18 protein-coding genes are annotated in these 22,251 nt (G+C 52.9%); all 18 read left to right on the top strand.

Going from position 1 to position 22,251, the window contains the following annotated elements:
- The first annotated feature begins 186 nt into the window (after positions 1-186).
- The 18 genes from bshC to ftsZ all read left to right on the top strand — a co-directional run bounded on the left by bshC (position 187) and on the right by ftsZ (position 22,208).
- Positions 187-1,818, top strand: a complete 1,632-nt coding sequence (gene bshC, locus PGRAT_RS23460; RefSeq protein ID WP_025708368.1) for a bacillithiol biosynthesis cysteine-adding enzyme BshC — start codon at positions 187-189, stop codon at positions 1,816-1,818.
- A 42-nt stretch (positions 1,819-1,860) separates the two neighbouring features.
- Positions 1,861-3,132 (top strand): adenosylhomocysteinase, encoded by a 1,272-nt coding sequence (locus PGRAT_RS23455; RefSeq protein WP_025708369.1) that lies wholly within the window; start codon positions 1,861-1,863, stop codon positions 3,130-3,132.
- A 216-nt stretch (positions 3,133-3,348) separates the two neighbouring features.
- Positions 3,349-3,786, top strand: a complete 438-nt coding sequence (gene mraZ / locus PGRAT_RS23450; protein WP_025708370.1) for a division/cell wall cluster transcriptional repressor MraZ — start codon at positions 3,349-3,351, stop codon at positions 3,784-3,786.
- A 39-nt stretch (positions 3,787-3,825) separates the two neighbouring features.
- Positions 3,826-4,779 carry a 16S rRNA (cytosine(1402)-N(4))-methyltransferase RsmH gene (gene rsmH / locus PGRAT_RS23445; RefSeq protein ID WP_025708371.1) on the top strand — a complete coding sequence of 318 codons (954 nt, stop codon included), beginning with the start codon at positions 3,826-3,828 and terminating at the stop codon, positions 4,777-4,779.
- Between the two features lie 23 nt (positions 4,780-4,802).
- Positions 4,803-5,195 (top strand): hypothetical protein, encoded by a 393-nt coding sequence (locus tag PGRAT_RS23440; RefSeq protein WP_025708372.1) that lies wholly within the window; start codon positions 4,803-4,805, stop codon positions 5,193-5,195.
- 140 nt (positions 5,196-5,335) lie between these two features.
- Positions 5,336-7,465, top strand: coding sequence for a penicillin-binding transpeptidase domain-containing protein (locus PGRAT_RS23435; protein WP_238326910.1), 2,130 nt, complete (start codon positions 5,336-5,338; stop codon positions 7,463-7,465).
- Positions 7,466-7,559: 94 nt separating this feature from the next.
- Positions 7,560-9,488: a stage V sporulation protein D gene (locus PGRAT_RS23430; RefSeq protein ID WP_025708374.1), complete on the top strand. Its 1,929-nt coding sequence runs from the start codon at positions 7,560-7,562 to the stop codon at positions 9,486-9,488.
- A gap of 35 nt (positions 9,489-9,523) precedes the next feature.
- Entirely contained in the window at positions 9,524-11,011 is a 1,488-nt protein-coding gene (locus PGRAT_RS23425; protein ID WP_025708375.1) for a UDP-N-acetylmuramoyl-L-alanyl-D-glutamate--2,6-diaminopimelate ligase, read from the top strand.
- On the top strand, positions 11,008-12,420 hold the full coding sequence (locus tag PGRAT_RS23420) for a UDP-N-acetylmuramoyl-tripeptide--D-alanyl-D-alanine ligase (RefSeq protein ID WP_042267289.1): 1,413 nt from the start codon (positions 11,008-11,010) through the stop codon (positions 12,418-12,420). The genes PGRAT_RS23425 and PGRAT_RS23420 overlap by 4 nt, the downstream gene beginning before the upstream one ends.
- A 16-nt stretch (positions 12,421-12,436) precedes the next feature.
- The gene (gene mraY, locus PGRAT_RS23415; protein ID WP_025707229.1) at positions 12,437-13,402 is read left to right on the top strand and encodes a phospho-N-acetylmuramoyl-pentapeptide-transferase; all 966 of its coding nucleotides are present in this window, start codon (positions 12,437-12,439) and stop codon (positions 13,400-13,402) included.
- A gap of 3 nt (positions 13,403-13,405) precedes the next feature.
- Positions 13,406-14,824 (top strand): UDP-N-acetylmuramoyl-L-alanine--D-glutamate ligase, encoded by a 1,419-nt coding sequence (murD, locus tag PGRAT_RS23410; RefSeq protein ID WP_025707230.1) that lies wholly within the window; start codon positions 13,406-13,408, stop codon positions 14,822-14,824.
- A gap of 49 nt (positions 14,825-14,873) precedes the next feature.
- On the top strand, positions 14,874-15,971 hold the full coding sequence (gene spoVE, locus PGRAT_RS23405) for a stage V sporulation protein E (protein WP_025707231.1): 1,098 nt from the start codon (positions 14,874-14,876) through the stop codon (positions 15,969-15,971).
- Positions 15,972-15,976: 5 nt separating this feature from the next.
- Positions 15,977-17,092, top strand: a complete 1,116-nt coding sequence (gene murG, locus PGRAT_RS23400) for an undecaprenyldiphospho-muramoylpentapeptide beta-N-acetylglucosaminyltransferase (RefSeq protein ID WP_025707232.1) — start codon at positions 15,977-15,979, stop codon at positions 17,090-17,092.
- Positions 17,093-17,311: 219 nt separating this feature from the next.
- On the top strand, positions 17,312-18,595 hold the full coding sequence (gene murA, locus PGRAT_RS23395) for a UDP-N-acetylglucosamine 1-carboxyvinyltransferase (RefSeq protein ID WP_025707233.1): 1,284 nt from the start codon (positions 17,312-17,314) through the stop codon (positions 18,593-18,595).
- 64 nt (positions 18,596-18,659) lie between these two features.
- A complete protein-coding gene (locus PGRAT_RS23390; protein ID WP_025707235.1) occupies positions 18,660-19,424 on the top strand; it encodes a cell division protein FtsQ/DivIB in 765 nt (254 codons plus the stop codon).
- A gap of 176 nt (positions 19,425-19,600) precedes the next feature.
- The gene (locus PGRAT_RS23385; protein ID WP_025707236.1) at positions 19,601-19,783 is read left to right on the top strand and encodes a hypothetical protein; all 183 of its coding nucleotides are present in this window, start codon (positions 19,601-19,603) and stop codon (positions 19,781-19,783) included.
- Positions 19,770-21,035, top strand: coding sequence for a cell division protein FtsA (ftsA, locus tag PGRAT_RS23380; protein ID WP_025707237.1), 1,266 nt, complete (start codon positions 19,770-19,772; stop codon positions 21,033-21,035). The genes PGRAT_RS23385 and ftsA overlap by 14 nt, the downstream gene beginning before the upstream one ends.
- Positions 21,036-21,098: 63 nt before the next feature.
- The gene (ftsZ, locus tag PGRAT_RS23375) at positions 21,099-22,208 is read left to right on the top strand and encodes a cell division protein FtsZ (RefSeq protein ID WP_025707238.1); all 1,110 of its coding nucleotides are present in this window, start codon (positions 21,099-21,101) and stop codon (positions 22,206-22,208) included.
- Positions 22,209-22,251: the final 43 nt, after the last annotated feature.

Raw genomic sequence — 22,251 nt, 5'->3', positions numbered from 1 at the left:
TATATTTTAGCGCAAGCATCATCTAAGGCGGGAGCGTTCAGCTCTCGCCTTTAAATATAAGGATGAATGCACTTTGGGATATTGAGGCACTCTTTGACGCCGCCCCTAACTTTGGATACAATCATAAGGAGTTTATCCGGCTTAATGATTACATAGAGCAGTACATAGAACAGGAGGCAATTGCACATGAATGTAATACCCGAACCTCTCCCGGGCGGATCAGCACTCGCCCGCGACTATATACATCATTATGAAAAGGTAGGACATTTGTACGGCGGGGACTTCCGCAGTGCGGAGAGCAGAGCGGAACGTGCGGCATGGCTGGACAGCACGGAAGAGCTGCGGGCTGACCGTGCCGGGATTGCTGATTGTTTACGGCAATATAATTTGAAGTGGAATCCCCATCCGGCAGTGATGGATTCTCTGGCCCTTCTGGAGCAGCGGGGAACGCTGGTTGTTACCGGCGGCCAGCAGAGCGGTTTGTTCACGGGTCCGCTTTTTGTCATATACAAGGCTATCACAACCATTCAGGCAGCAAAGGAAGCGGCTGCGCAGCTCGGACGGCCTGTCGTTCCCCTCTTCTGGATTGCCGGGGAGGATCATGACTGGGATGAGGTCAACCATACCTTTGTCCTGAACCGCGCAGGAGAGGTTATGAAGCTTAAGCTGGACAAAGCTGAGGACATCCGTTCATCCGTCAGCAGCATTAAGGTGGGAGAAGAGAGCTGGCAGCAAATCATTGGGCAGTTGGATGAATTACTGCAGGACAGTGAATTCAAACCGCAAATTATGGAAGTTATCCGCGAATCTTCAGCGGCTGCAGGCAGCTTGAGCGAAGCTTTTGCCAAATTGATGGGCTCGCTGTTCGGCAGATTTGGGCTTATTCTGCTGGATTCGGCAGATCCTGCGCTGCGCAGGCTGGAAGTCCCCATGTTCCAAGCGTTGATTGAACAGAACGATGAGTTGGAAGCGGCCTATCAAACTGCGGCAGGGGAGATTACAGACAGCGGTTATGAGCTTCAGGCTGCGGTTGTTGCCGGGGGGGCCAATCTATTTTATATCCATGAAGGAACACGCCTTCTGCTTCATAAAGAGGAGGGGCGTTTCACAGACCGCAAGGGTACGGTATCCTTCTCCCGGGAGGAACTGCTGGAGCAGCTTGAAGCCCGTCCTGAACAGTTCAGCAACAATGTGCTGACCAGACCGCTCATGCAGGATTATGTGCTGCCGGTACTGGCAACGGTGCTTGGACAAGGTGAACTCGCCTATTGGGCTATTCCGCGGCTGGCGTTCAAAGTGGTGGGGGAGCAGATGCCGCTGATTATACCTCGTATGTCTTTCACTGTCGTGGAAGGCACACTGCATAAGCATATGGACAAGTATCAGCTTGGCTTTGGCGATGTTCTTCAGGGCTTGGACGGCAAAAGAAAAGAATGGCTGGCCGCCCAGGATGAGCTGGGGCTTGAACGGCGTTTTGAAGACACAAAAGCTGCGTTCTCAGCCATGTATGAACCTTTGATTGAACAGCTGGGTTCCATTCAGGCTGGACTGCTTAAACTGGGAGCAAACAACAAAGACAAGATTCTGGACCAGATCTCATTCCTTCAAGCCAAAGCCCGGGATGCGATGGAGAAGCAGAATGAAGCTGCGCTCCGGCAGTGGGAGCGGATTGAGCTGTCGCTGATGCCGCTGGGTAAGCTGCAGGAAAGAGTGTACAATGTAATGTACTATCTGAACCGTTACGGCCCTGCTTGGCTGGATGAGTTGCTGTCGATCCCTGCGGATTACAGCGGAACCCACCGCATGATCTATATGTAATAATTAAAGCTTAGGCTCATAAAACATTCAGGAGGTATCATCATGAGTTCATTGTCGAAGGAAAACAGTATTGTAGCGGATATGTCGCTGGCCCCGGAAGGGCATCTGAAAATCGACTGGGTTCGCCAGCATATGCCGGTGCTGAACCGCATCCGTGAACAGTTCGAAGCGGAGCAGCCGTTCAAAGGCTTGAAAGTGTCGATCACCCTTCATCTGGAAGCGAAAACAGCTTATCTGGCAAAGGTTGTTCAGGCAGGTGGTGCCGAGGTTACGATTACCGGCTCCAATCCATTGTCCACCCAGGATGATGTATGTGCAGCGCTGGTTGAAGACGGCATTACAGTGTTCGCCAAATACAATCCGTCACCGGAAGAGTTCAAGGCACTGAATATCAAGGCTCTGGAAAGTAAACCGGACCTGATTATTGATGATGGCGGTGATTTCGCGACGCTGCTGCATTCCGAGCGTCCGGACCTGATGGAGAATATCCGCGGCGGGGCGGAAGAGACCACTACCGGAATTATCCGGCTGAAGGCATTGCAGAAGCAGGGCATCCTGAAGTTCCCGATGGTAGCCGTCAATGATGCCTACTGCAAGTATCTGTTCGACAACCGTTACGGAACAGGCCAGTCCGCATGGGACGGTATTGTCCGTACCACTAACCTGATTGTGGCGGGTAAAACAGTCGTTGTGGTTGGTTACGGCTGGTGCGGCAAAGGTGTAGCGATGCGGGCCAAAGGTCTTGGCGCCAATGTGATCGTCACCGAAGTGGACGCGATTAAAGCAGTGGAAGCCCATATGGATGGTTTCCATGTGATGCCGATGCTGGAGGCTGCAAAACGCGGCGATTTCTTCGTAACGGTGACAGGCAACCGTTACGTCATCCGCGGGGAGCATTATGATGTGATGAAGGATGGCGCAATTATGTGCAACGCCGGCCATTTTGACGTTGAAGTGAATAAACCTGAACTGTCCGACAGATCGGTATCCCAGCGTACCGTGCGCAAGAACATCGAAGAATACCAGTTGAAGGACGGACGCAAGCTGTATCTGCTCGCGGAAGGCCGTCTTGTGAACCTGGGGGCTGCTGACGGCCATCCGGCTGAAATTATGGATACGACCTTTGCGCTGCAGGCCCTTTCGCTTAAATATGTGAATGACAATTACAAGACCATCGGCGTCAAGGTGGAAAATGTGCCTTATGATCTGGATGAGCAGGTTGCCCGCTACAAGCTGGAGAGCCTGGGGATTTCCATTGACAGCCTGACTCCCGCACAGGTCGAGTATCTCGACAGCTGGAACCTTAACGCGTAACTTATTGAACTTACAGCAAGGTGCCCGGGCCATGTGAATGGTTCGGGCATCTTTTTTGCCATTTCAGAGAGTATATTTTTTGGCCGACTTGACAAACAAGAAAAAATTACCTCTGCCCGGAAAAAGGTTTTTGATTTTTAATGGCGAATCTATTATGCTTAGGTGGTGTAAAGTGGGGCAAAGTGGGGAATCGGTAATTAGGGGTGGGGAATAATCATGTTTATGGGGGAATACCAGCATAGCATTGATGACAAAGGCCGCATCATTATTCCGGCCAAGTTCCGTGACATGCTCGGGACCTCCTTCGTAGCGACCCGCGGCCTCGACACTTGTCTTTTTGTTTATCCCATGGAAGAATGGGGAATCATGGAGCAAAAGCTCAAAAGCCTCTCACTGATGAAATCGGATGCCCGTGCCTTCAGCCGCTTTTTTTTCTCGGGAGCGACCGAATGTGTATGGGACAAGCAAGGCAGAGTTAATCTGCCGGTGAATTTGCGGCAATATGCCAAGCTGGACAAGGACTGTGTAATTCTGGGCGTTTCGAACCGGGTGGAGATCTGGAACAAGGAGCTATGGGAGCAGTACTTCGAACAGTCAGAGGAAACGTTCAACGAAATTGCCGAGAAACTGGTGGATTTCAACTTCGATCTATAACACATACAATATTCGAATACTGCCCTGGAGGGATGCAGCTTGTTTCACCACATCACGGTGCTTAAGGAAGAAGCGACAGAAGGGCTGCACATCAAGAAGGATGGCATTTACGTAGACTGTACGCTCGGCGGAGCCGGTCACAGCTCTCTGATTGCCGGGAGGCTCAGCGGCGAGGGCCGGCTGATCTGTCTGGATCAGGATGACTGGGCGCTGGAGAATGCCAGGGAGCGGCTCGCCGGATACGGGGAGAAGGTGGTTTTGGTGAAAACCAACTTCCGCGATCTGGAGCAAGTGCTGAAGGAACTCCCTTTTGTTCCCCAAAAGGACGGTGTTCCCCAGGTAGATGGCATTCTGTACGATCTTGGTGTATCCTCGCCCCAGTTTGACGAAGGGGAACGGGGATTCAGCTATAATCACGATGCTCCGCTTGATATGCGGATGGATCAGTCCGCTCAGCTGACTGCAGCCGAAATAGTCAATACCTGGCCTGAACAGGAGATTGCCCGTGTGCTGTTCCAGTATGGGGAAGAGAAGTTCTCCCGGCGGATTGCCCGCAAGATTGTAGAGCGGAGAGAAGAACACCCCGTGGAGAGCACGGGAGAATTGGCGGAGCTGATCAAGGAAGGCATTCCGGCAGCTGCGCGCAGAACGGGAGGACATCCTGCCAAACGGAGCTTTCAAGGTCTGCGGATTGCGGTGAATGATGAGCTTGGTGCTTTTGAGGAAGGGCTTCATGCAGCAGTGCGCTGCCTGGCACCCGGAGGAAGAGTATCGGTCATCACCTTTCACTCGCTGGAGGACCGGATCTGCAAGCAGATTTTCAGCAGTTATTTAAGCAGATGCACATGTCCGCCTGATTTTCCGTTTTGCGTATGCGGTGCGGAAGGCACCCTGAAGCTGATTAACCGCAAGCCGCTCGTGCCTTCAGAGGAAGAGCTGGAGCTGAACCCGCGCGCCCGTTCGGCCAAGCTGCGGATTGCAGAGAAATTGTAAATTACGATAAAGGAGAGTCAGAGATGGCCTATACCCGCGGCAACTTAGCAGTTCAACCCAAAAGAAAAGAAGAGGCAGACAGGCTTTACCGCGAGAAGACGAAAGTAGTCACAAGACGGATGGTCCTTCCGCTGCAGGAGAAGCTGCTGTACATGCTGACACTGGGTGTGTTCGTACTGGTGGCTGCCACCCTGATTTGGCGTTATGTGCATATTTACGATTTGAATCTGCAGGCGCAGAAGCTGGATGCCCAGATTGCCTCAACCAAAAAGGAAATTGCAACCTTTCAGATGGAGAAGCAGACACTTGAACAGTCGGTGGCCCAGAGGGCGGCAGAGCTTGGATATACCATGCCTTCCGAGGATTCAACCATTTATATTCCCCTGAGCAGTACAGCCACTGACGGAGACCATTAATCAGCGATTGGCGGCAATCGCAATAATAGAGGTTGTGAGGTTGGTTTATGGTAAAAAGAATAAAACTTCGCACGCTGTTTATAGGAGGGTGTATTACCCTCTTTTTTCTTGTTTTAGTTGCCCGGGTGTTTTGGGTTCAGGTGCTAAACGGCGAGTACTGGCAGGAGAAGGCTGCCAAGCAGTGGGCCCATTCCGCGACGATCAAGGCGGTTCGCGGTGAGATTGAGGACCGCAACGGTAATGTGCTGGCCAGCAATGTCCCGGCGTATACCGTTGTCGTTAACCCTGAGGTTATTGCGGAGCAGGGAATCGGCCAGGAAGTGATCGATGGGCTGCATGAGCTGCTGGGCAAGCCGGTGGACGAGCTCAAGAAATTAGTTGAAGCCAAAGATGAGAAGACCGGCAAATATCTCAAAAACCGCGAGATCCGCAATGAAGGCTGGAAGATCAACAAGGAGCTTAAGGATAAGGTCGTTGCCTTTTATGAGGAATTGGGCAAGAAACATGATATCCGGGAGACCGGAGTCGGTTACGTCACGGAGCAGAAGCGCTACTATCCCAAAGATACGCTAGCCGCACATATCCTGGGCTATACAGACAGAGACGGTAAGGCGATTATGGGGCTGGAGAAATATTTTGACAAGCAGCTCAAAGGTAATGACGGCAGTCTTTCCTATCAAAGTGACGGCAAGGGGATCAAGCTTCCCAATTCCCAGGATACCTACAAGCCTGTGGTGAACGGGAGCAATTTCAAGCTGACGATAGACAGCACGATTCAACACTATATTCAAGAAGCAATGCAAAAGGCGTATAACAAATATAGACCCAAGACGATTAGTGTCATAGCCGCCGATCCGAATACGATGGAAATCCTCGGTTTGGCGAATATGCCTACCTTCAACCCGAATGAATTCTGGGATACCAAAGATGCGGGGGGGTTCTATAACCATGCCGTCAAATCCAGGTATGAACCGGGTTCCACCTTCAAGATTGTTACCTTGGCTGGAGCGGTGGAGGAGAAGCTTTTTAACCCCAACGCCAAGTTCCAATCCGGTTCAATTCGCATCAAAGGCTACAGTAAAGCACTGCATGATATTAACCATGTAGGCTGGGGTAATATTACGTTCCTTGATGGTGTCAAACGCTCCAGTAACGTAGCCTTCGTTAAGCTCGGATTTGAGATGCTTGGTCCGGAACGGCTGCTGCAGTATATCGATGATTTTGGCTTCAATGAAAAAACCGGGATTGACCTGCCGGGAGAAACTATTGGTATTGTTAACCCTGACCCGAATAAATCTGTCGAAAATGCAACCTTGGCCTACGGCCACGGCAAGGTGCTGGTTACACCCATTCAGCAGCTCACGGCTGTGGCGGCCATCGCCAACGGCGGCAAGCTGATGGTACCGCATGTTGTCAAGGAGATTACCGACTCAAATACGGGGAAGAAAACTGTTACCCAGCCTGAAGTGGTGCGCCAGGTCCTTTCGAAGGAAAGCGCCCGGGAAACAGGGAGCTACCTGGAACAGGTGGTTGCGGACCAAGTCAAAGGAACCGGACGCCATGCCTACATTGAGGGCTACCGTGTAGCGGGTAAGACCGGTACAGCGATTAAGGTCAACGGTACGGATTATGACCGGAACAAGGTGCTGTCTTCCTTTATCGGCTATGCGCCGGTAAATGATCCGAAGATTGCGGTGATCGTTATTATCGATGAGCCGCAGGACGGGGAAGGCGGGGGAGCGGTTGCTGCTCCGGTATTCCAGGAAATTGTGTCGCAGGCGCTGCCTTATATGGGAGTGCCCAAGGCGAGTACGGGGACTGCGGACAGCACGTCCAAAACAGTTAAGGCTGCTGCCGCTCCCGCCCAGCGTTCCGCACCCGATCTGACGGGCAAAACGATGCAGGCGGCCAGACAGCTGCTGATTGATCAGGGTTTTGACTTTGAATCGGTGGGCGAGGGTGCTTCGGTTGTGAGCCAATATCCTGAGAAAGGGACGATCCTGGCATCAGGACAGCGCATTTATTTGCTGAGCCAGCAGGGGGACAAGCCCGTGATCCCCGATTTGAAAGGGCAGTCGCTGCGGGACGCTCTGGAAGTTCTCAGCCTGCTCAAAGTGGGGATTGCCGTGGAGGGCGAAGGTTATGTGTCCGAGCAGACCCAAGGAATCAAGAACGGCAAGACCCTGGTTACACTTAAGCTCAATCCGATAAATGAATACGGCGAGAACATTCCTGTTCCTCCTGTGGAGGAAGAAAAGCCGGAAGAATAGAGCCTGCCTCATAGGCTTGTTCTAACCCCTGTTTGTCCTGAATAGTCATGAAGATAAGAGCTCATGTCTAGAGCAGCGAAAGAGGGGGAACGGAATGAAGGTTTCAAAAGTCGTCACTCGCCGGAGAATGCTGTGGACGCTGCTGGGACTGGCCGTGTTGTTTGGCTCTCTGGCCGTGCGGTTGGCATACGTGCAGCTGTCCGAAGGCAAAAAACTGAGTGCCAAGGCAGAAAGCCAATGGCGCCGCAATATTCCCTTTACCGCCAAACGCGGTGAAATATTGGACCGGGAAGGGATTGCGCTGGCTTATAATGTCAGCTCCCCGACGGTTTATGCAGTTCCCGTACAAGTAAAGGAAAAAGAAAAGACAGCACAGACTCTGGCTCCACTTCTCGGAATGAGCGAGATGAAGCTGGTGACATTGCTGTCCAAAAGCCAGTCATCGGTGAAGCTACAGCCCGGGGGCCGCAAAATTACGATGGAGCTGGCTGCGAGCATCCGTGATTTGCAGCTGCCGGGCATCGTTGTGGCTGAGGACAACAAGCGGTTTTATCCCTACGGCGATCTGGCGGCGCATATTCTTGGCTTCACCGGTATCGACAATCAGGGTATTACCGGGGTAGAGAGCATATATGACAAGCTGCTGCAAGGCAGCGCCGGCGATATCTCATATCTGTCCGATGCCGGGGGCAGGCTGATGCCGGGTTCCTCGGAAAAGTATTCAGCTCCCCAGGACGGTCTTAATCTCCAACTGACGATAGACAAGCAGATTCAGTCCATTATGGAACGCGAGCTGGATCAGGCGATGGTGAAATATCAGGCTCAGGGCAGCTGGGCGATTGCGATGAATCCGAAGAATGGCGAGATTCTGGCGATGGCCAGCAGACCGGGATATGAACCTGGATCGTACAAGGAATATGACGCCGGGGTCTACAACCGCAACCTGCCCATCTGGATGACTTACGAACCAGGGTCCACCTTCAAAATTATTACTTTGGCCGCTGCGCTCCAGGAGAGCAAGGTGGATTTGCAGAATGAGCACTTTTTTGATCCCGGCTATATTGAGGTCGGCGGAGCCAAACTGCGCTGCTGGAAAAAGGGCGGGCATGGCAGCCAGACCTTCCTGGAAGTGGTGGAGAACTCCTGCAATCCGGGTTTTGTGGCGCTGGGACAACGGCTGGGCAAAGATAGCCTGTTCAAATATATCCGTGATTTCGGCTTTGGCGCCAAGACCGGCATTGATCTGAACGGGGAAGCAAGCGGAATCCTGTTCAAGCCTGCGCAGGTGGGGCCGGTTGAGCTGGCGACTACTGCATTTGGGCAGGGGGTGTCCGTCACACCGATTCAGCAGATAGCCGCGGTTTCAGCGGCCATTAACGGCGGGAAGCTCTACACGCCGCATGTCGCCAAGGCCTGGATCAATCCGGATACCGGGGAGACGGTATCGGAGGTGGAGCCGGAGATGGTGCGTCAGGTCATCTCGGAGGAAACCTCGAAGAAGGTGCGTGCTGCCCTTGAGAGCGTGGTTGCCAAAGGCACAGGCCGGCCGGCTTTTATTGACGGCTATCGTGTAGGGGGCAAGACAGGGACGGCACAAAAGGTAATTAACGGCCGGTATTCTCCTACCGAACATATTGTATCGTTTATCGGCTTTGCACCAGCGGATGACCCGCAGATCGTAGTGTATACAGCAGTGGATAATCCGAAGGGGATTCAGTTCGGGGGCGTTGTGGCAGCTCCAATCGTGCAAAATATCTTAGAGGATTCCCTGCATTACATGAAGGTTCCGGAACGTAAAGACCAGCTTCCCAAAACCTATAAATACGGTGAAACTCCGATTGTGACGGTTCCCGATCTTACAGGGGCCACCGTCCAGGATATTTATGAGGATTTGAATATGAACTTTACACTCGCACGATCCGGAACAGGCAATACAGTAATCAACCAGGCGCCAAAAGCGGGTGCCAGAGTCGAACGGGGTTCGACCATCCGGATTTATATGGGTGCTGAAGATGGGAAATAATGTTGGATATCTTCTTTGAAGAGTGAGGGATGGCTATGAAAGTAAATGAATTTTCTTCTTGTCTTGCGGCTTCGCGTCTATACGGGAATGGAGAAACGGAGATTACGGGCCTTCAGGCGGATTCACGCCGGGTCAAGCCCGGTGATTTGTTTATTTGCCTGCCGGGCTTTACGGTGGATGGGCATGATTTTGCCCCGCAGGCTGCCGCGAATGGCGCTTCTGCCCTTGTCTGTGAGCGCAGGCTTGAAATCGATCTGCCGCAGATTGTGGTGGATGACTGCCGGTTTGCGATGGCTGTATTGTCGAATGCTTTTTTTGGCTCACCGAGCAGCCGGATGAGAATGATCGGCGTAACCGGCACGAACGGCAAGACGACAACTACCTATCTGATTGAGCGCATTATGCAGGATCAGAACATCAAGACGGGTCTGATTGGAACGATACAGATGCGCTATGACGGACAGACCTTTCCTGCCTCAGGAACCACACAGGAATCACTTGAGCTGCAGCGTACGCTAAGCGATATGGTCCAAAAAGGCGTACAGTGCTGTGTGATGGAGGTCTCCTCTCATGCGCTCCAGCAGGGGCGGGTGAAGGGGACAGATTACCGCACCGCTATATTTACCAATTTGACCCAGGACCATCTGGATTACCATCATACGATGGAGGAGTACTGCGCGGCCAAAGGGCTGTTTTTTTCCCGGCTCGGGAACATAATTTCTCCCTGGAAAGAGGAGCGCAAATATGCCGTGCTGAACGCGGACGACGAGGCAAGCGCCTATTTTGCCGCACAAACTGCCGCAGAGATCATTACATACGGCATCGACAGTCCGGCGAATGTCCGGGCTTCGCAAATTTCCATCACCTCCAAAGGAACTTATTTCCACGTGGATACGTTTAAGGGAGAGGCTGACATTTCACTGCGGATGGTCGGCAAATTCAATGTGTATAATGCACTGGCGGCAATTACCGCCGCTTTGCTGGAGGATGTGCCGCTATTGGAGATCAAGGCCAGCCTTGAGTCGGTAGCCGGAGTGGCCGGACGTGTGGAGTCAGTGGACGAAGGCCAGGACTTCGCAGTGATTGTAGACTATGCCCATACCCCGGATGGACTGGAAAATGTGCTGCGGGCGGTTTGCGAGTTTGCCGCCGGCAAGGTGCTTACCGTCTTCGGCTGCGGCGGGGACAGAGATACGACCAAACGTCCGCTGATGGGCAAAATTGCTGCAAAATACAGTGATCATGTCTTCGTGACTTCAGACAATCCGCGCACCGAGGATCCGCAGCGGATCCTGAAAGATATTGAAGCAGGCCTGCAGGAAGATGGAGTGGCCCAGGACCGCTACGACATGATTGTAGACCGCCGGGAAGCCATTAGAAAAGCTATTGAAATGGCAAGCCCCAGCGATGTAGTATTGATTGCGGGGAAAGGTCACGAGACCTATCAGCTGATCGGCGGGGTGGTTCATGATTTCGATGACCGCGTCGTCGCCAAAGAAGTTATAAGGGGCCGAAGCTATTGATTACAAGAACGCTGCGAAACATCGCTGCCATGTGCGGAGGAGAGCTGTCCTCCGCTTATGATATGGATAAGAGAATTGCGGGAGTCGTTACCGACTCCCGCAAAATTACGCCTGCCTGTCTGTTCATCCCGCTGATTGGGGATCATTTTGACGGGCATGACTATAGTGCCGCCTCCTTGGCGGCAGGCGCCGCCGCCACCTTATGGCAGCGGGATAAAGGTGCAGCTCCTGAGAATGGCAGTGTGATCCTGGTGGATGACACGCTCACTGCCCTGCAGAAGCTGTCCTCCGCTTATTTAAGCCAAATCGCTCCCCAGGTGGTCGCTGTTACCGGCAGCAACGGGAAGACAACCACGAAGGATATCATCACAGCCTTGCTGGAGAGACAATACAAAGTTCACAAGACCCAAGGCAATTTCAATAACCATATCGGTTTGCCGCTGACGATTCTCTCCATGAGCGAGGAGGTTCAGATCGCTGTACTGGAAATGGGGATGAGCTCGCGCGGAGAGATTGCGCTGCTGGCTTCCCTGGCGCCGCCTGATGTGGCTGTCATTACCAATGTAGGCGAGTCCCATTTGCTGCAGCTCGGTTCCCGCAAGGAAATTGCCCGGGCCAAGCTGGAAATCGCCGAAGGGCTGAAGCCGGGAGGCCTCCTGATTTATAACGGTGACGAACCGCTGCTTGCTGAAGTTATTGCAGAGCCTGCGTTCCGTGCCCCGGAGGGGATGAGAACCTTCCGCTTTGGCTTGTCTCCTGACAATGCCGACTTCCCGACAGGGATGATGACGCATATGGGGGGGATGACCTTTACTTCCCATCTTCATGCGGAGCATGCCCTCACCTTGCCGCTTCCCGGGCAGCATAACGTGGTGAATGCTCTGGCAGCGCTGGCGGTTGCCCGCCACTTCGGTATATCAGAGGATAACATTGAAGAGGGCTTAAGCAAGCTTAAGCTAACCGGGATGCGGATTGAAATGATGCAGGCGGCTTCAGGTCTGACTATGCTGAACGACGCCTATAATGCAAGCCCTACCTCGATGAGAGCAGCCATTGATGTGCTGCAGGCCATGAAATGCGTCGGCAAAAGAATCGCTGTGCTCGGGGACATGCTGGAACTTGGGCCGGATGAGGCACTTTTTCATGAGGAGATCGGCAGTTACCTTGATCCTGCCCAAACAGACCTGGTATTTACCTTTGGCCCTCTTTCTGCGCACATCGCCCGGAAGGCGGAAGAACGGTTTGGTCCTGAACGCGTGTTTGCTTTTACGGATAAAAAGGAGCTTACGGCAGCCTTGACCGGCCAAATCGATCCCAGGGATGTTGTGCTGTTCAAAGCTTCCCGGGGAATGCGCCTGGAGGAAGTACTGCACAGCCTGAATGACCATTCTCAGACAGAACCAAACTAATGGAGGGGGTGTACCCATGGATTATCAACTACTTCTGCTGACTATTGCTGTGTCCTTTATCCTTGCGGTCATTGCCGCTCCGCTCTTTATTCCGCTGCTGCGGAGGATGAAATTCGGACAGCAGGTCCGTGACGACGGACCACAAACCCATTTGAAAAAAGCCGGGACACCAACGATGGGCGGGATCATCATCATGGTGGCCTTCACCTTGTCTTTTTTGAAATTTTCAGTCGTGAATTCTGACTTCTATGTTCTCCTGGTAGCTGCGCTTGGCTATGGGCTGATCGGCTTCTTGGACGACTATATCAAAATTGCCTTCAAGCGTTCCCTGGGGCTGACGCCGCGCCAGAAACTGCTGGGCCAGCTGCTGGTCGGAGCGGTGATGTGCGGACTGCTGATTAACGCGGGGCATAATACCGGCATCAGTATCCCGGGCACGTCCATCAGCTTCGATTGGGGCGGCTGGTTTTACTATCCGTTCATTATCATCATGATGATGGCTGTAACAAATGCCGTGAATTTTACCGATGGTGTAGATGGGCTGCTGTCAGGCGTCAGCGCGATTGCGCTCGCTGCCTTTGCCGTGGTGGCAATGCAGGTTACCTCGATTGCGGCTGGTGTCTGTGCGGCGGCAATGATCGGGGCGGTTCTTGGCTTTCTGGTGTTCAATGCGCATCCGGCGAAGGTATTCATGGGTGATTTCGGTTCCTTCGGGATCGGCGGGGCTATCGGGGCAATTTCCATTGTCACCAAAAGCGAGCTGCTGTTTGTTGTAATCGGCGGTGTGTTCGTTATTGAAATGCTGTCTGTCGTACTGCAGGTTGCCTCGTTCAAAACACGCGGCAAACGCATTTTCCGCATGAGCCCGATCCATCATCATTTTGAGCTTGGCGGCTGGTCGGAATGGCGGGTAGTCGTTTCCTTCTGGGCGGTTAGCCTGGTGCTGGCGGCAGTTGGATTAATCTTGAGCAAGGGGTTGTAATGAATGGAGCATCCAGATCAATACCGCGGTAAAGAAGTGGTCGTCCTGGGCCTGGCCAAAAGCGGCGTCCAGGTGGCCAAGGTGCTGCATGAGCGCGGCGCGGCCGTAACGGTTAACGACAAAAAAGAAAGAGATCAAAGTCCCGAAGCTTCCGAACTGGAGTCTTTGGGAATTTCTGTTATATGCGGCGGTCATCCGGAGGGATTGATTCATCCGGGCGTGAGCCTTGTGGTTAAGAACCCGGGGATTCCCTATTCCGTGCCTCCTGTTCAAAAAGCGCTGGAACTGGGCATCGAGGTAGTGACCGAGGTGGAGGTAGCCTACCACCTGTGCGCAGCGCCAATGATTGGCATTACCGGTTCGAACGGCAAGACGACGACAACCACCTGGGTGGGCCGTATGCTGGACGCTGCGGGAATGAGCCCTATCGTGGCCGGGAACATCGGCACACCCCTCTGCCAGGCCGCACAGGAGGCTCACGCAGACAACTGGATGGTTGTCGAGCTTAGCAGCTTTCAGCTCAAAGGCACGAAAGCTTTCCGTCCTAAGGTGGGCTGTCTGCTGAATGTGGCAGAGACCCATCTGGATTATCATGGGGGAATGGAGGATTACATCGCCTCCAAGGCCAAGCTGTTTGCCAATCAGGAGCCAAGCGATACTGCGGTGCTGAACTGGGATGATCCTGTCTGCCGGGAGCTGGTTCCTTATATCAAGGCGGCAATTCTCCCGTTCTCCATGACTGAGGAACTGGTTCAGGGGGTCTTTGTCCGTCCTGCCTTTGTTCCGGATACCGATGATGGGCTTAAGCGGATGATTGTCTACCGGGATTATTCCGAGAGTGAGACGGAAATTGCCGCTGTTGATTCGATCGGCCTGCCGGGCCGTTTCAATGTGGAGAATGCGCTGGCTGCTTGCGGGATAGCCATCGCTGCAGGTGCAGACCCTGCCGGGCTGGCGGAAGTGCTGGCAAATTTCAGAGGCGTGGAGCACAGGTTGGAGTATGTGGCGGATAAAGCGGGAGCTGCGTATTACAACAACTCCAAAGCGACTAACTCCAAAGCGACCTCCATGGCGCTGGCTTCCTTCCGGAAGCCGGTGGTTCTGATTGCCGGCGGGCTGGACCGCGGTTCCGACTATATGGAGCTGCTGCCTGTCCTCGGCGGTATCAAAGCCCTTGTGGCGCTGGGGCAGACCAAGGACAAGCTGGCAGCCGTAGCGGGCATGGCAGGAGTAAAGCGCATTATCTCCGTCGATAATGGGGAGAGCGCCGCCGCCGTGCTGCAAGAAGCCGTGCGGGAGGCTTCCGCTCTGGCGGAAGCGGGAGATATCGTGCTCCTGTCTCCTGCATGCGCCAGTTGGGATATGTTTACATCCTATGAGGAGCGCGGGCGTATTTTTAAAGAGGCGGTGCATAACCTTTAAGTAGGGGGGTGGATAAGCCCCTACTACCGAGGCAAGAGGTGTGCTCCTGATGAACAAATCCCGTCATGCGCCCGATATCTGGATACTGATGGTTATTTTGTCCCTGCTGGCCATCGGCATGGTGATGGTCTACAGCGCAGGGTCCGTATTGGGCTTCCGCAATTATGGCGATTCGTTTTATTTTGTCAAAAGACAGCTATTGTTCGCGGCGCTGGGGCTTGGCGCAATGTTCGTCACCGCGAACACCGATTATCTGGTGCTGAAGAAGTTTGCCAGACCGGCGCTGATTGTCTGCTTCATTCTGCTCATCATGGTGCTGATTCCCGGCATCGGCGTTGTGCGCGGCGGAGCCCGCAGCTGGCTCGGCATCAGTTCCTTCGGGATTCAGCCCTCCGAATTCATGAAGATGGGGATGATTCTGTATCTGGCCAACTGGCTGGGCAAGGAGGATTATGATATCTCGACCTTCACCCGGGGGCTGCTGCCTCCGCTGGCGCTGATCGGCTCGGCCTTTGCGCTGATCATGCTGCAGCCGGACCTGGGGACAGGCACCGTCATGTTTGGAGCCGCCCTGATGATGGTTTTTACAGCCGGCGCACGGATGAAGCACCTGCTGTCCCTAGGCGCTCTGGGTGTGGCTGGTTTTGCGGCGCTGGTTGCTGCTGCACCTTACCGCCTGCAGCGGATTACGGCGTTTCTGGACCCCTGGTCCGATCCGCTGGGCGCCGGCTACCAGATTATCCAGTCGCTTTATGCGATTGGCCCGGGGGGACTTGGCGGACTGGGGCTTGGCATGAGCCGGCAAAAGTACAGCTATGTGCCGGAGCCGCAGACCGATTTTATTTTTTCCATATTGGCTGAGGAGCTTGGGTTCATCGGAGGCCTGATCGTGCTGCTCCTGTTTCTGATCCTGATCTGGCGGGGCATGAAGGTGGCGATGAGCCTTCCGGACCGTTTCGGGAGCTATTTGGCGGTTGGCATCGTCTGTATGGTGGCTGTTCAGGTCGTCATCAACATCGGCGTCGTCATCGGCCTCATGCCGGTTACCGGCATCACGCTTCCGCTGATCAGCTATGGCGGCTCATCGCTGACATTGATGCTCACGGCACTCGGCATTTTACTCAACCTATCCCGTTATGCGAGGTGAAAGACATGCGTATCGTATTAAGCGGCGGCGGCACAGGGGGACATATCTATCCCGCTGTCGCCGTTGCCAGGCAGCTTCAAGCAGAAGAAAAAGATCCGGCCTTCCTGTATATTGGCGGAAAGCGGGGTCTGGAGAGCAAGCTGGTTCCAAATGAGAATCTCCCGTTTCAATCGATAGATATTACCGGCTTCCGCCGCAAGCTTTCCATGGACAATGTGAAGACGGTGCTGCGTTTCCTGAAAGGGGTCAAAGCCTCCAAAAAAATGCTCCGGGAATTCAAGCCGGATGTCGTGATAGGCACAGGCGGTTATGTGTGCGGACCGGTCGTTTATGCGGCCTCCAAGCTTGGCATTCCTACGCTGATTCATGAACAGAACGCAATTCCGGGGCTGACAAACCGTTTTCTAAGCCGTTACGCCGATACGGTTGCTGTCAGCTTTGAAGGAACAGAATCGGCTTTTCCCGGAGGCAAACATGTCATTTACACCGGCAATCCCCGGGCGACTACGGTCACTGCTGCAAGCCCCCAGCGCGGCTTTGCATCGCTCGGTATTCCCGAGGGCAGCACAGTTGTGCTTATGGTAGGCGGTAGCGGCGGAGCCCGGGCGATTAATCAGGCGATGATTGAGATGGCCCCCTTTGTGGGTAAGGGTAATGGTGTCCACTATGTATATGTGACCGGTGAAGCTTATTTCGAAGAAACCCGCAAAGCGCTGCGTGAGAAGCTGGGCAGTGAGCCGAGCTGGCTGCATCTTCTTCCTTACGTCCACAATATGCCTGAGGTGCTGGCTTGCACCTCACTTATCGTGAACCGGGCGGGCGCTTCTTTTCTTGCTGAAATTACAGCACTTGGCATCCCCTCCGTTCTCATCCCGTCCCCTAACGTGACAAATAACCACCAGGAAGCGAATGCAAGGCAATTGGAACGTGAAGGCGCGGCAGTTGTGCTGCTTGAGAAGGATTTGAACGGCCAGTCCCTGATGGAAGCCGTCCAGAAGATTATCGGTGCAGAGTCTGTGCGCAGACAGATGTCGGAAGCTTCCCGGCGTCTGGGCAAAAGGGATTCCGCTGCCCTTGTTGTGAGCGAGCTGCGTAGACTGGCGGCAAAACGGAAGCAGTAAGGAACGTCTTGATCCTCCGGCTGGAAGGTGTTTCCTGACCCCTGCGCTTCTCTGTCACACACCCGGGGCCACGAACATAGGATAATCCTATAATCGTGACAATCACCCAGAGCACTTCTTAGTCCATGAATGCAGGACAGGGAGCTTACCTGACCGTTCATTGATTCTTGTTCGGGAAGTGCCCAGTGGTGGGTGAGCGGTAATCTCGGAGGTGATACATTGGACAAATTGGTGATTGAGGGTGGAAATCCCCTGTCAGGCACCATACGTATCCATGGAGCAAAAAATGCGGCACTGCCGATTCTGGCGGCTAGCCTGCTGGCCGAAGGAGTTCACTCACTGCACAATGTGCCGAAGCTGCTGGACATCGAAACGATGCTGAACATTCTGGAACGGCTGGGGTGCAGGTGTGCCCATGAAGAAGAGACAGTAACGATTGATACTTCGCCCTTAGGCACATCTCATGTTCCAGAGGATCTGATGCGGCAGATGAGATCCTCCATTTTTCTGATGGGACCGTTGCTATCCAGATTCGGCGAGGTGACGATTTATCAGCCTGGAGGCTGTGCGATTGGCGAACGCAAGATCGATCTTCACCTGCAGGGGCTCAAACAGCTTGGTGCGGAGATTGAGGAGTCTAATGGTCGGATTTCCTGCAGGGCAGCCAAGCTGACGGGAAGCGAAGTTCATCTGGATTATCCGAGTGTCGGAGCGACAGAAAATATTATGATGGCCGCTGCCATGGCCGAAGGGACCACCACGATATCGGGTGCGGCCAGGGAACCGGAAATCCAGGATCTGCAGAATTTTCTGAACCAGATGGGAGCTCAGATCATTGGTGCGGGTACCGATACGATTACCATTCAAGGTGTGAAAAAGCTCTATCCCTGCAGCTATGAGGTGATTCCGGACCGGATTGTAGCCGGTACCGTGATGATTGCTGCGGCCGCGACCCGGGGCAATGTGACGTTGACCCATACCAATGCCGGTCATTTAACGTCGCTTATTCATGTGCTCAGACGGGCTGGTGTTCAAATTACAGTTTGCAATGATATAATTAATATCAGCTGTATGGGAAGACCGCGCGCGGTTGAGAGAATTGTAACGTCACCCTATCCTTCCTTTCCTACGGACCTGCAGTCCCAGGTTATGGTGCTGCTGTCGCTGGCCGACGGATTCAGCGTCATTAAAGAGACGGTGTTCGAAGGTCGCTTCAAGCATGTGGAAGAAATGGCCCGGATGGGAGCGGATATCTCCATTGACCTGAACCGGGCTTTCATCCGCGGAGTGCAGAGGTTATATGGAGCTACGGTGGAAGCAACTGACCTGCGGGCCGGGGCCGCCCTGGTGATCGCCGGACTCGCAGCTCATGGAACTACGGTGGTTGAGCAGGCCCACCATATTGACCGCGGCTATGATGGCATTGAAAAACTCTTCCAGAAGCTTGGAGCGCGCATCAGCCGCAAAGTACCTGTGCCGGGTCCGTTAGATTTGGCCAATTAAAGCTCCCTGTCTCCTTCGGCTTGCTGCGAGGAAGGAGACAGGGCCTTATTACGGAGATACGAGAATGCCTAAAACCCGTCTACCTCTGCTTAAAGAGGACAAGCCAAACAAAAAAATGAGCCGGAAGGTTACGATCATTCTGCTGCTGCTGTTCATCGCACTGCTGGCCGTGATTTTTTTCCGTTCGTCGCTCAGCCGCATTACAGAGATTCAATTTGAAGGCAACAAATACACCTCCCGGAACGAACTTCTGACACAAAGCGGGCTGGCGGTAGGGGGACAGTTTTTTGCCGTCTCCAAAACTTCTGTGGAGGATTCTCTCAAGAAGCTTAAAACGATCCAGGAGGCTGCGGTGGTGAAAAGTTTTCCAGGCACAGTCACCATAAGCATTAAGGAATATCCTGCTGTCGCTTATGAATTGGACCAGGCCGGTGTACTTGAAGCCATTTTGTCCAGCGGCGCCGCCGTTCCTGTGAATGAAACCGGAATCGCGGTAGAGAAGCCCATCCTGACAGGCTGGAAGGAAGAAGATCCCTACAAGAGCAAGCTGTGCCAGGCGCTCGCCGGCATCCCGAATGAGCTGACAAGTGATATTTCCGAGATCGTTCCCTCGCCGACGCTGTCCTTTCCGGACCGGATCAAACTTTATACACGGTCGCATTTTGAGGTGATCACAGCGATTTCCCTGCTTAAGAATAAGGTGGAATATTTGAATCAGATTATCGAGACTGAAGAGCCGGGACTGATCAAAATGCTGGAAGCTGATTCCTATGTCCCATTTCAGGACGCAGAGGCAGCAAATGAGGATAAACAGGACGCACAAGAGTAAATAGTCCCTACTATTAAGGCGGGAAAAATGATACAATCGGATTTACGGGCAATAAGCTGTATCCCTCTTTTTTCTGCGGATTTTTTGAACTGAAGCCGTAAATATGGATGGTGTTTCTTGATTAAACTTATTTTTACTGCATAGTCTTCTTGTTTTACAGATTTTAGGAGGCAACTATGTTTATGCGGAATGCTTGTTATATTATTCCATTCAAAAAATTTGTAGAAAAAAGAGGGAAAGGATTAGGTATGTTGAATATGTACAGAGGAGTTTCCCTTGACCGGGAACAAGCTTTTTTACTGGCTTTACCATTTATTTTGATCATATCAGGAGGTGCCATAGGGCTTGAGCAACAATGACATCATTGTTAGTTTGGACATCGGTACATCCAAAGTTCGGGCAATAATTGGGGAAGTTACCAATGGAACCTTTAATATTATTGGCGTTGGATCTGCTGATTCAGAAGGAATACGCAAAGGTGCGATCGTAGATATCGACCAGACCGTACAATCGATCAAGAGCGCTGTAGACCATGCGGAGCAAATGGTTGGCATCCAAATTTCCGAGGTCTATGTCGGCATATCCGGCAATCATATCGGCCTGCAGTCCAGTCATGGTGTTGTGGCTGTTCAGAATGAGGACCGTGAAATCAGCGAGGATGACATTGACCGGGTAATCAAGGCGGCTGAAGTTATCGCACTGCCTCCTGAACGCGAAGTGATTGATGTTGTCGCCAAACAATATATCGTAGACGGTCTAGAAGGTATCCAGGATCCGCGCGGAATGATCGGTGTTCGTCTGGAAGTGGAGGCGACGATTATTACCGGAGCCAAAACGCCAATACATAATCTGCTTCGCTGTGTAGAGAAATCAGGGCTGAAAGTTAAAGATCTTGTGCTGATGTCTCTGGGAGCCGGTGGATTGGCGCTTTCCAAAGATGAGAAATCAATGGGTGCTGTACTGGTGGATATCGGGGCAGGTTCAACGACGATAGCCGTATATGAAGAAGGTTCCCTTTGTGCAACCTCCACGATTCCGATCGGCGGAGAATTTGTAACTAATGATATTGCCTACGGACTTCGGACACTTACGGATCAGGCGGAAAAGGTCAAGCTGAAATATGGCTGCGCCTGGATTGATGATGCTGCTTCTGACGTAGTGTTCAAGGTTTTGCGTATCGGCAGCAATGTGGAAAAAGAGTTCAACCAGGAAGATTTGGCTGCGATTATCGAGCCGAGAGTGCAGGAGATTTTTCATCTGATCCGCCAGGAAGTAAAACGGCTTGGTTACACAGAGCTTCCCGGAGGTTATATACTAACGGGTGGGACTGTATCCATGCCAGGCGTGCTGAAAGCAGCTCAAACCGAGCTGGCAGCATCAGTGCGCATTGCTGTACCTGATTATATCGGTGTCCGGGACCCCGGTTTCACCGGTGGTGTAGGTATCCTGCATAATGTTGTCCGCAACTTTCGGGGACGCAGCAATGGCGGGGGAAGCGGCAACAAAAAGACGGTCAACCGAAACAAGCAGAACGCTGTACCAAGCCAGGATACCGCGAAGAAGCCCGGTTTGGTGGAACGTCTAAAGAATATGTTCAGCGAGTTCATATAAGTGTAAGTCCAGATATACTTGGACCGGCCATCCAAGCACTATTCTAGGGGGAGATGGAACAATATGTTGGAATTTGATTTTGAAATGGAGAGCTTGGCGCAAATAAAAGTCATCGGCGTAGGCGGCGGAGGAAGCAACGCTGTCAACCGGATGATTGAAAACGGCGTACAGGGTGTTGAATTCATCACAGTTAATACAGATGCCCAAGCGCTGCATATGGCCAAATCGGAGCATAAACTGCAAATCGGGGACAAGCTTACCCGGGGGCTTGGCGCTGGTGCCAATCCTGAGGTGGGCAAGAAAGCGGCCGAAGAATCCCGCGATCTGATTTCCAATACGCTAAAGGGTGCGGATATGGTATTTGTAACAGCAGGCATGGGTGGGGGTACCGGTACAGGCGCCGCACCTGTGATTGCTGAAATCGCCAGAGAATGCGGAGCGCTGACAGTTGGTGTTGTAACGCGTCCGTTTACTTTTGAAGGAAGAAAGCGCTCGAATCAGGCGGAGCTCGGCATTGAGGCATTGAAGGAAAAGGTAGATACGCTTATTGTCATCCCGAATGACCGTTTGCTTGAAATTGTGGACAAGAAAACTCCAATGCTGGAAGCCTTCCGCGAAGCGGACAACGTGCTCAGGCAAGCGGTGCAGGGTATTTCCGACCTGATTGCTGTTCCGGGTCTGATTAACCTTGACTTTGCCGATGTGAAGACCATTATGACAGAACGCGGCTCAGCCTTGATGGGCATCGGGATTGCCACTGGCGAAAACCGCGCCTCGGAAGCAGCCCGCAAAGCGATTATGAGCCCTCTGCTGGAAACGTCTATCGAAGGCGCACGCGGCGTCATCATGAACATCACAGGCGGATCCAACCTCTCTTTGTATGAAGTCAATGAAGCGGCTGAGATTGTTACTTCTGCTTCCGATCCTGAAGTGAACATGATCTTCGGGGCCATTATTGAGGAGAGCATGAAGGATGAAATTAAAGTAACGGTGATCGCCACCGGTTTTGAACATAAGCCATCTCCGATTGCGCCTAACCGCCGCCCGGCAGCGAGCAGTGAGCCTGCAGCCGATAAGAGCGCCAACCTGCGTCCTTTTGGCAATCAGACGCCATCGGACCAGCTGGACATCCCGACGTTTCTGCGCAACCGCACACGCGGCAATAACGATTAGTCTATAGTCACATACGAGTATACGGAAGCACCGTATCCCCATA

It is taken from the genome of Paenibacillus graminis (genome assembly GCF_000758705.1).
Taxonomy (GTDB): Bacteria; Bacillota; Bacilli; order Paenibacillales; family Paenibacillaceae; genus Paenibacillus_AQ; species Paenibacillus_AQ graminis.
This window is presented reverse-complemented; position numbering and strand designations above follow the sequence as displayed.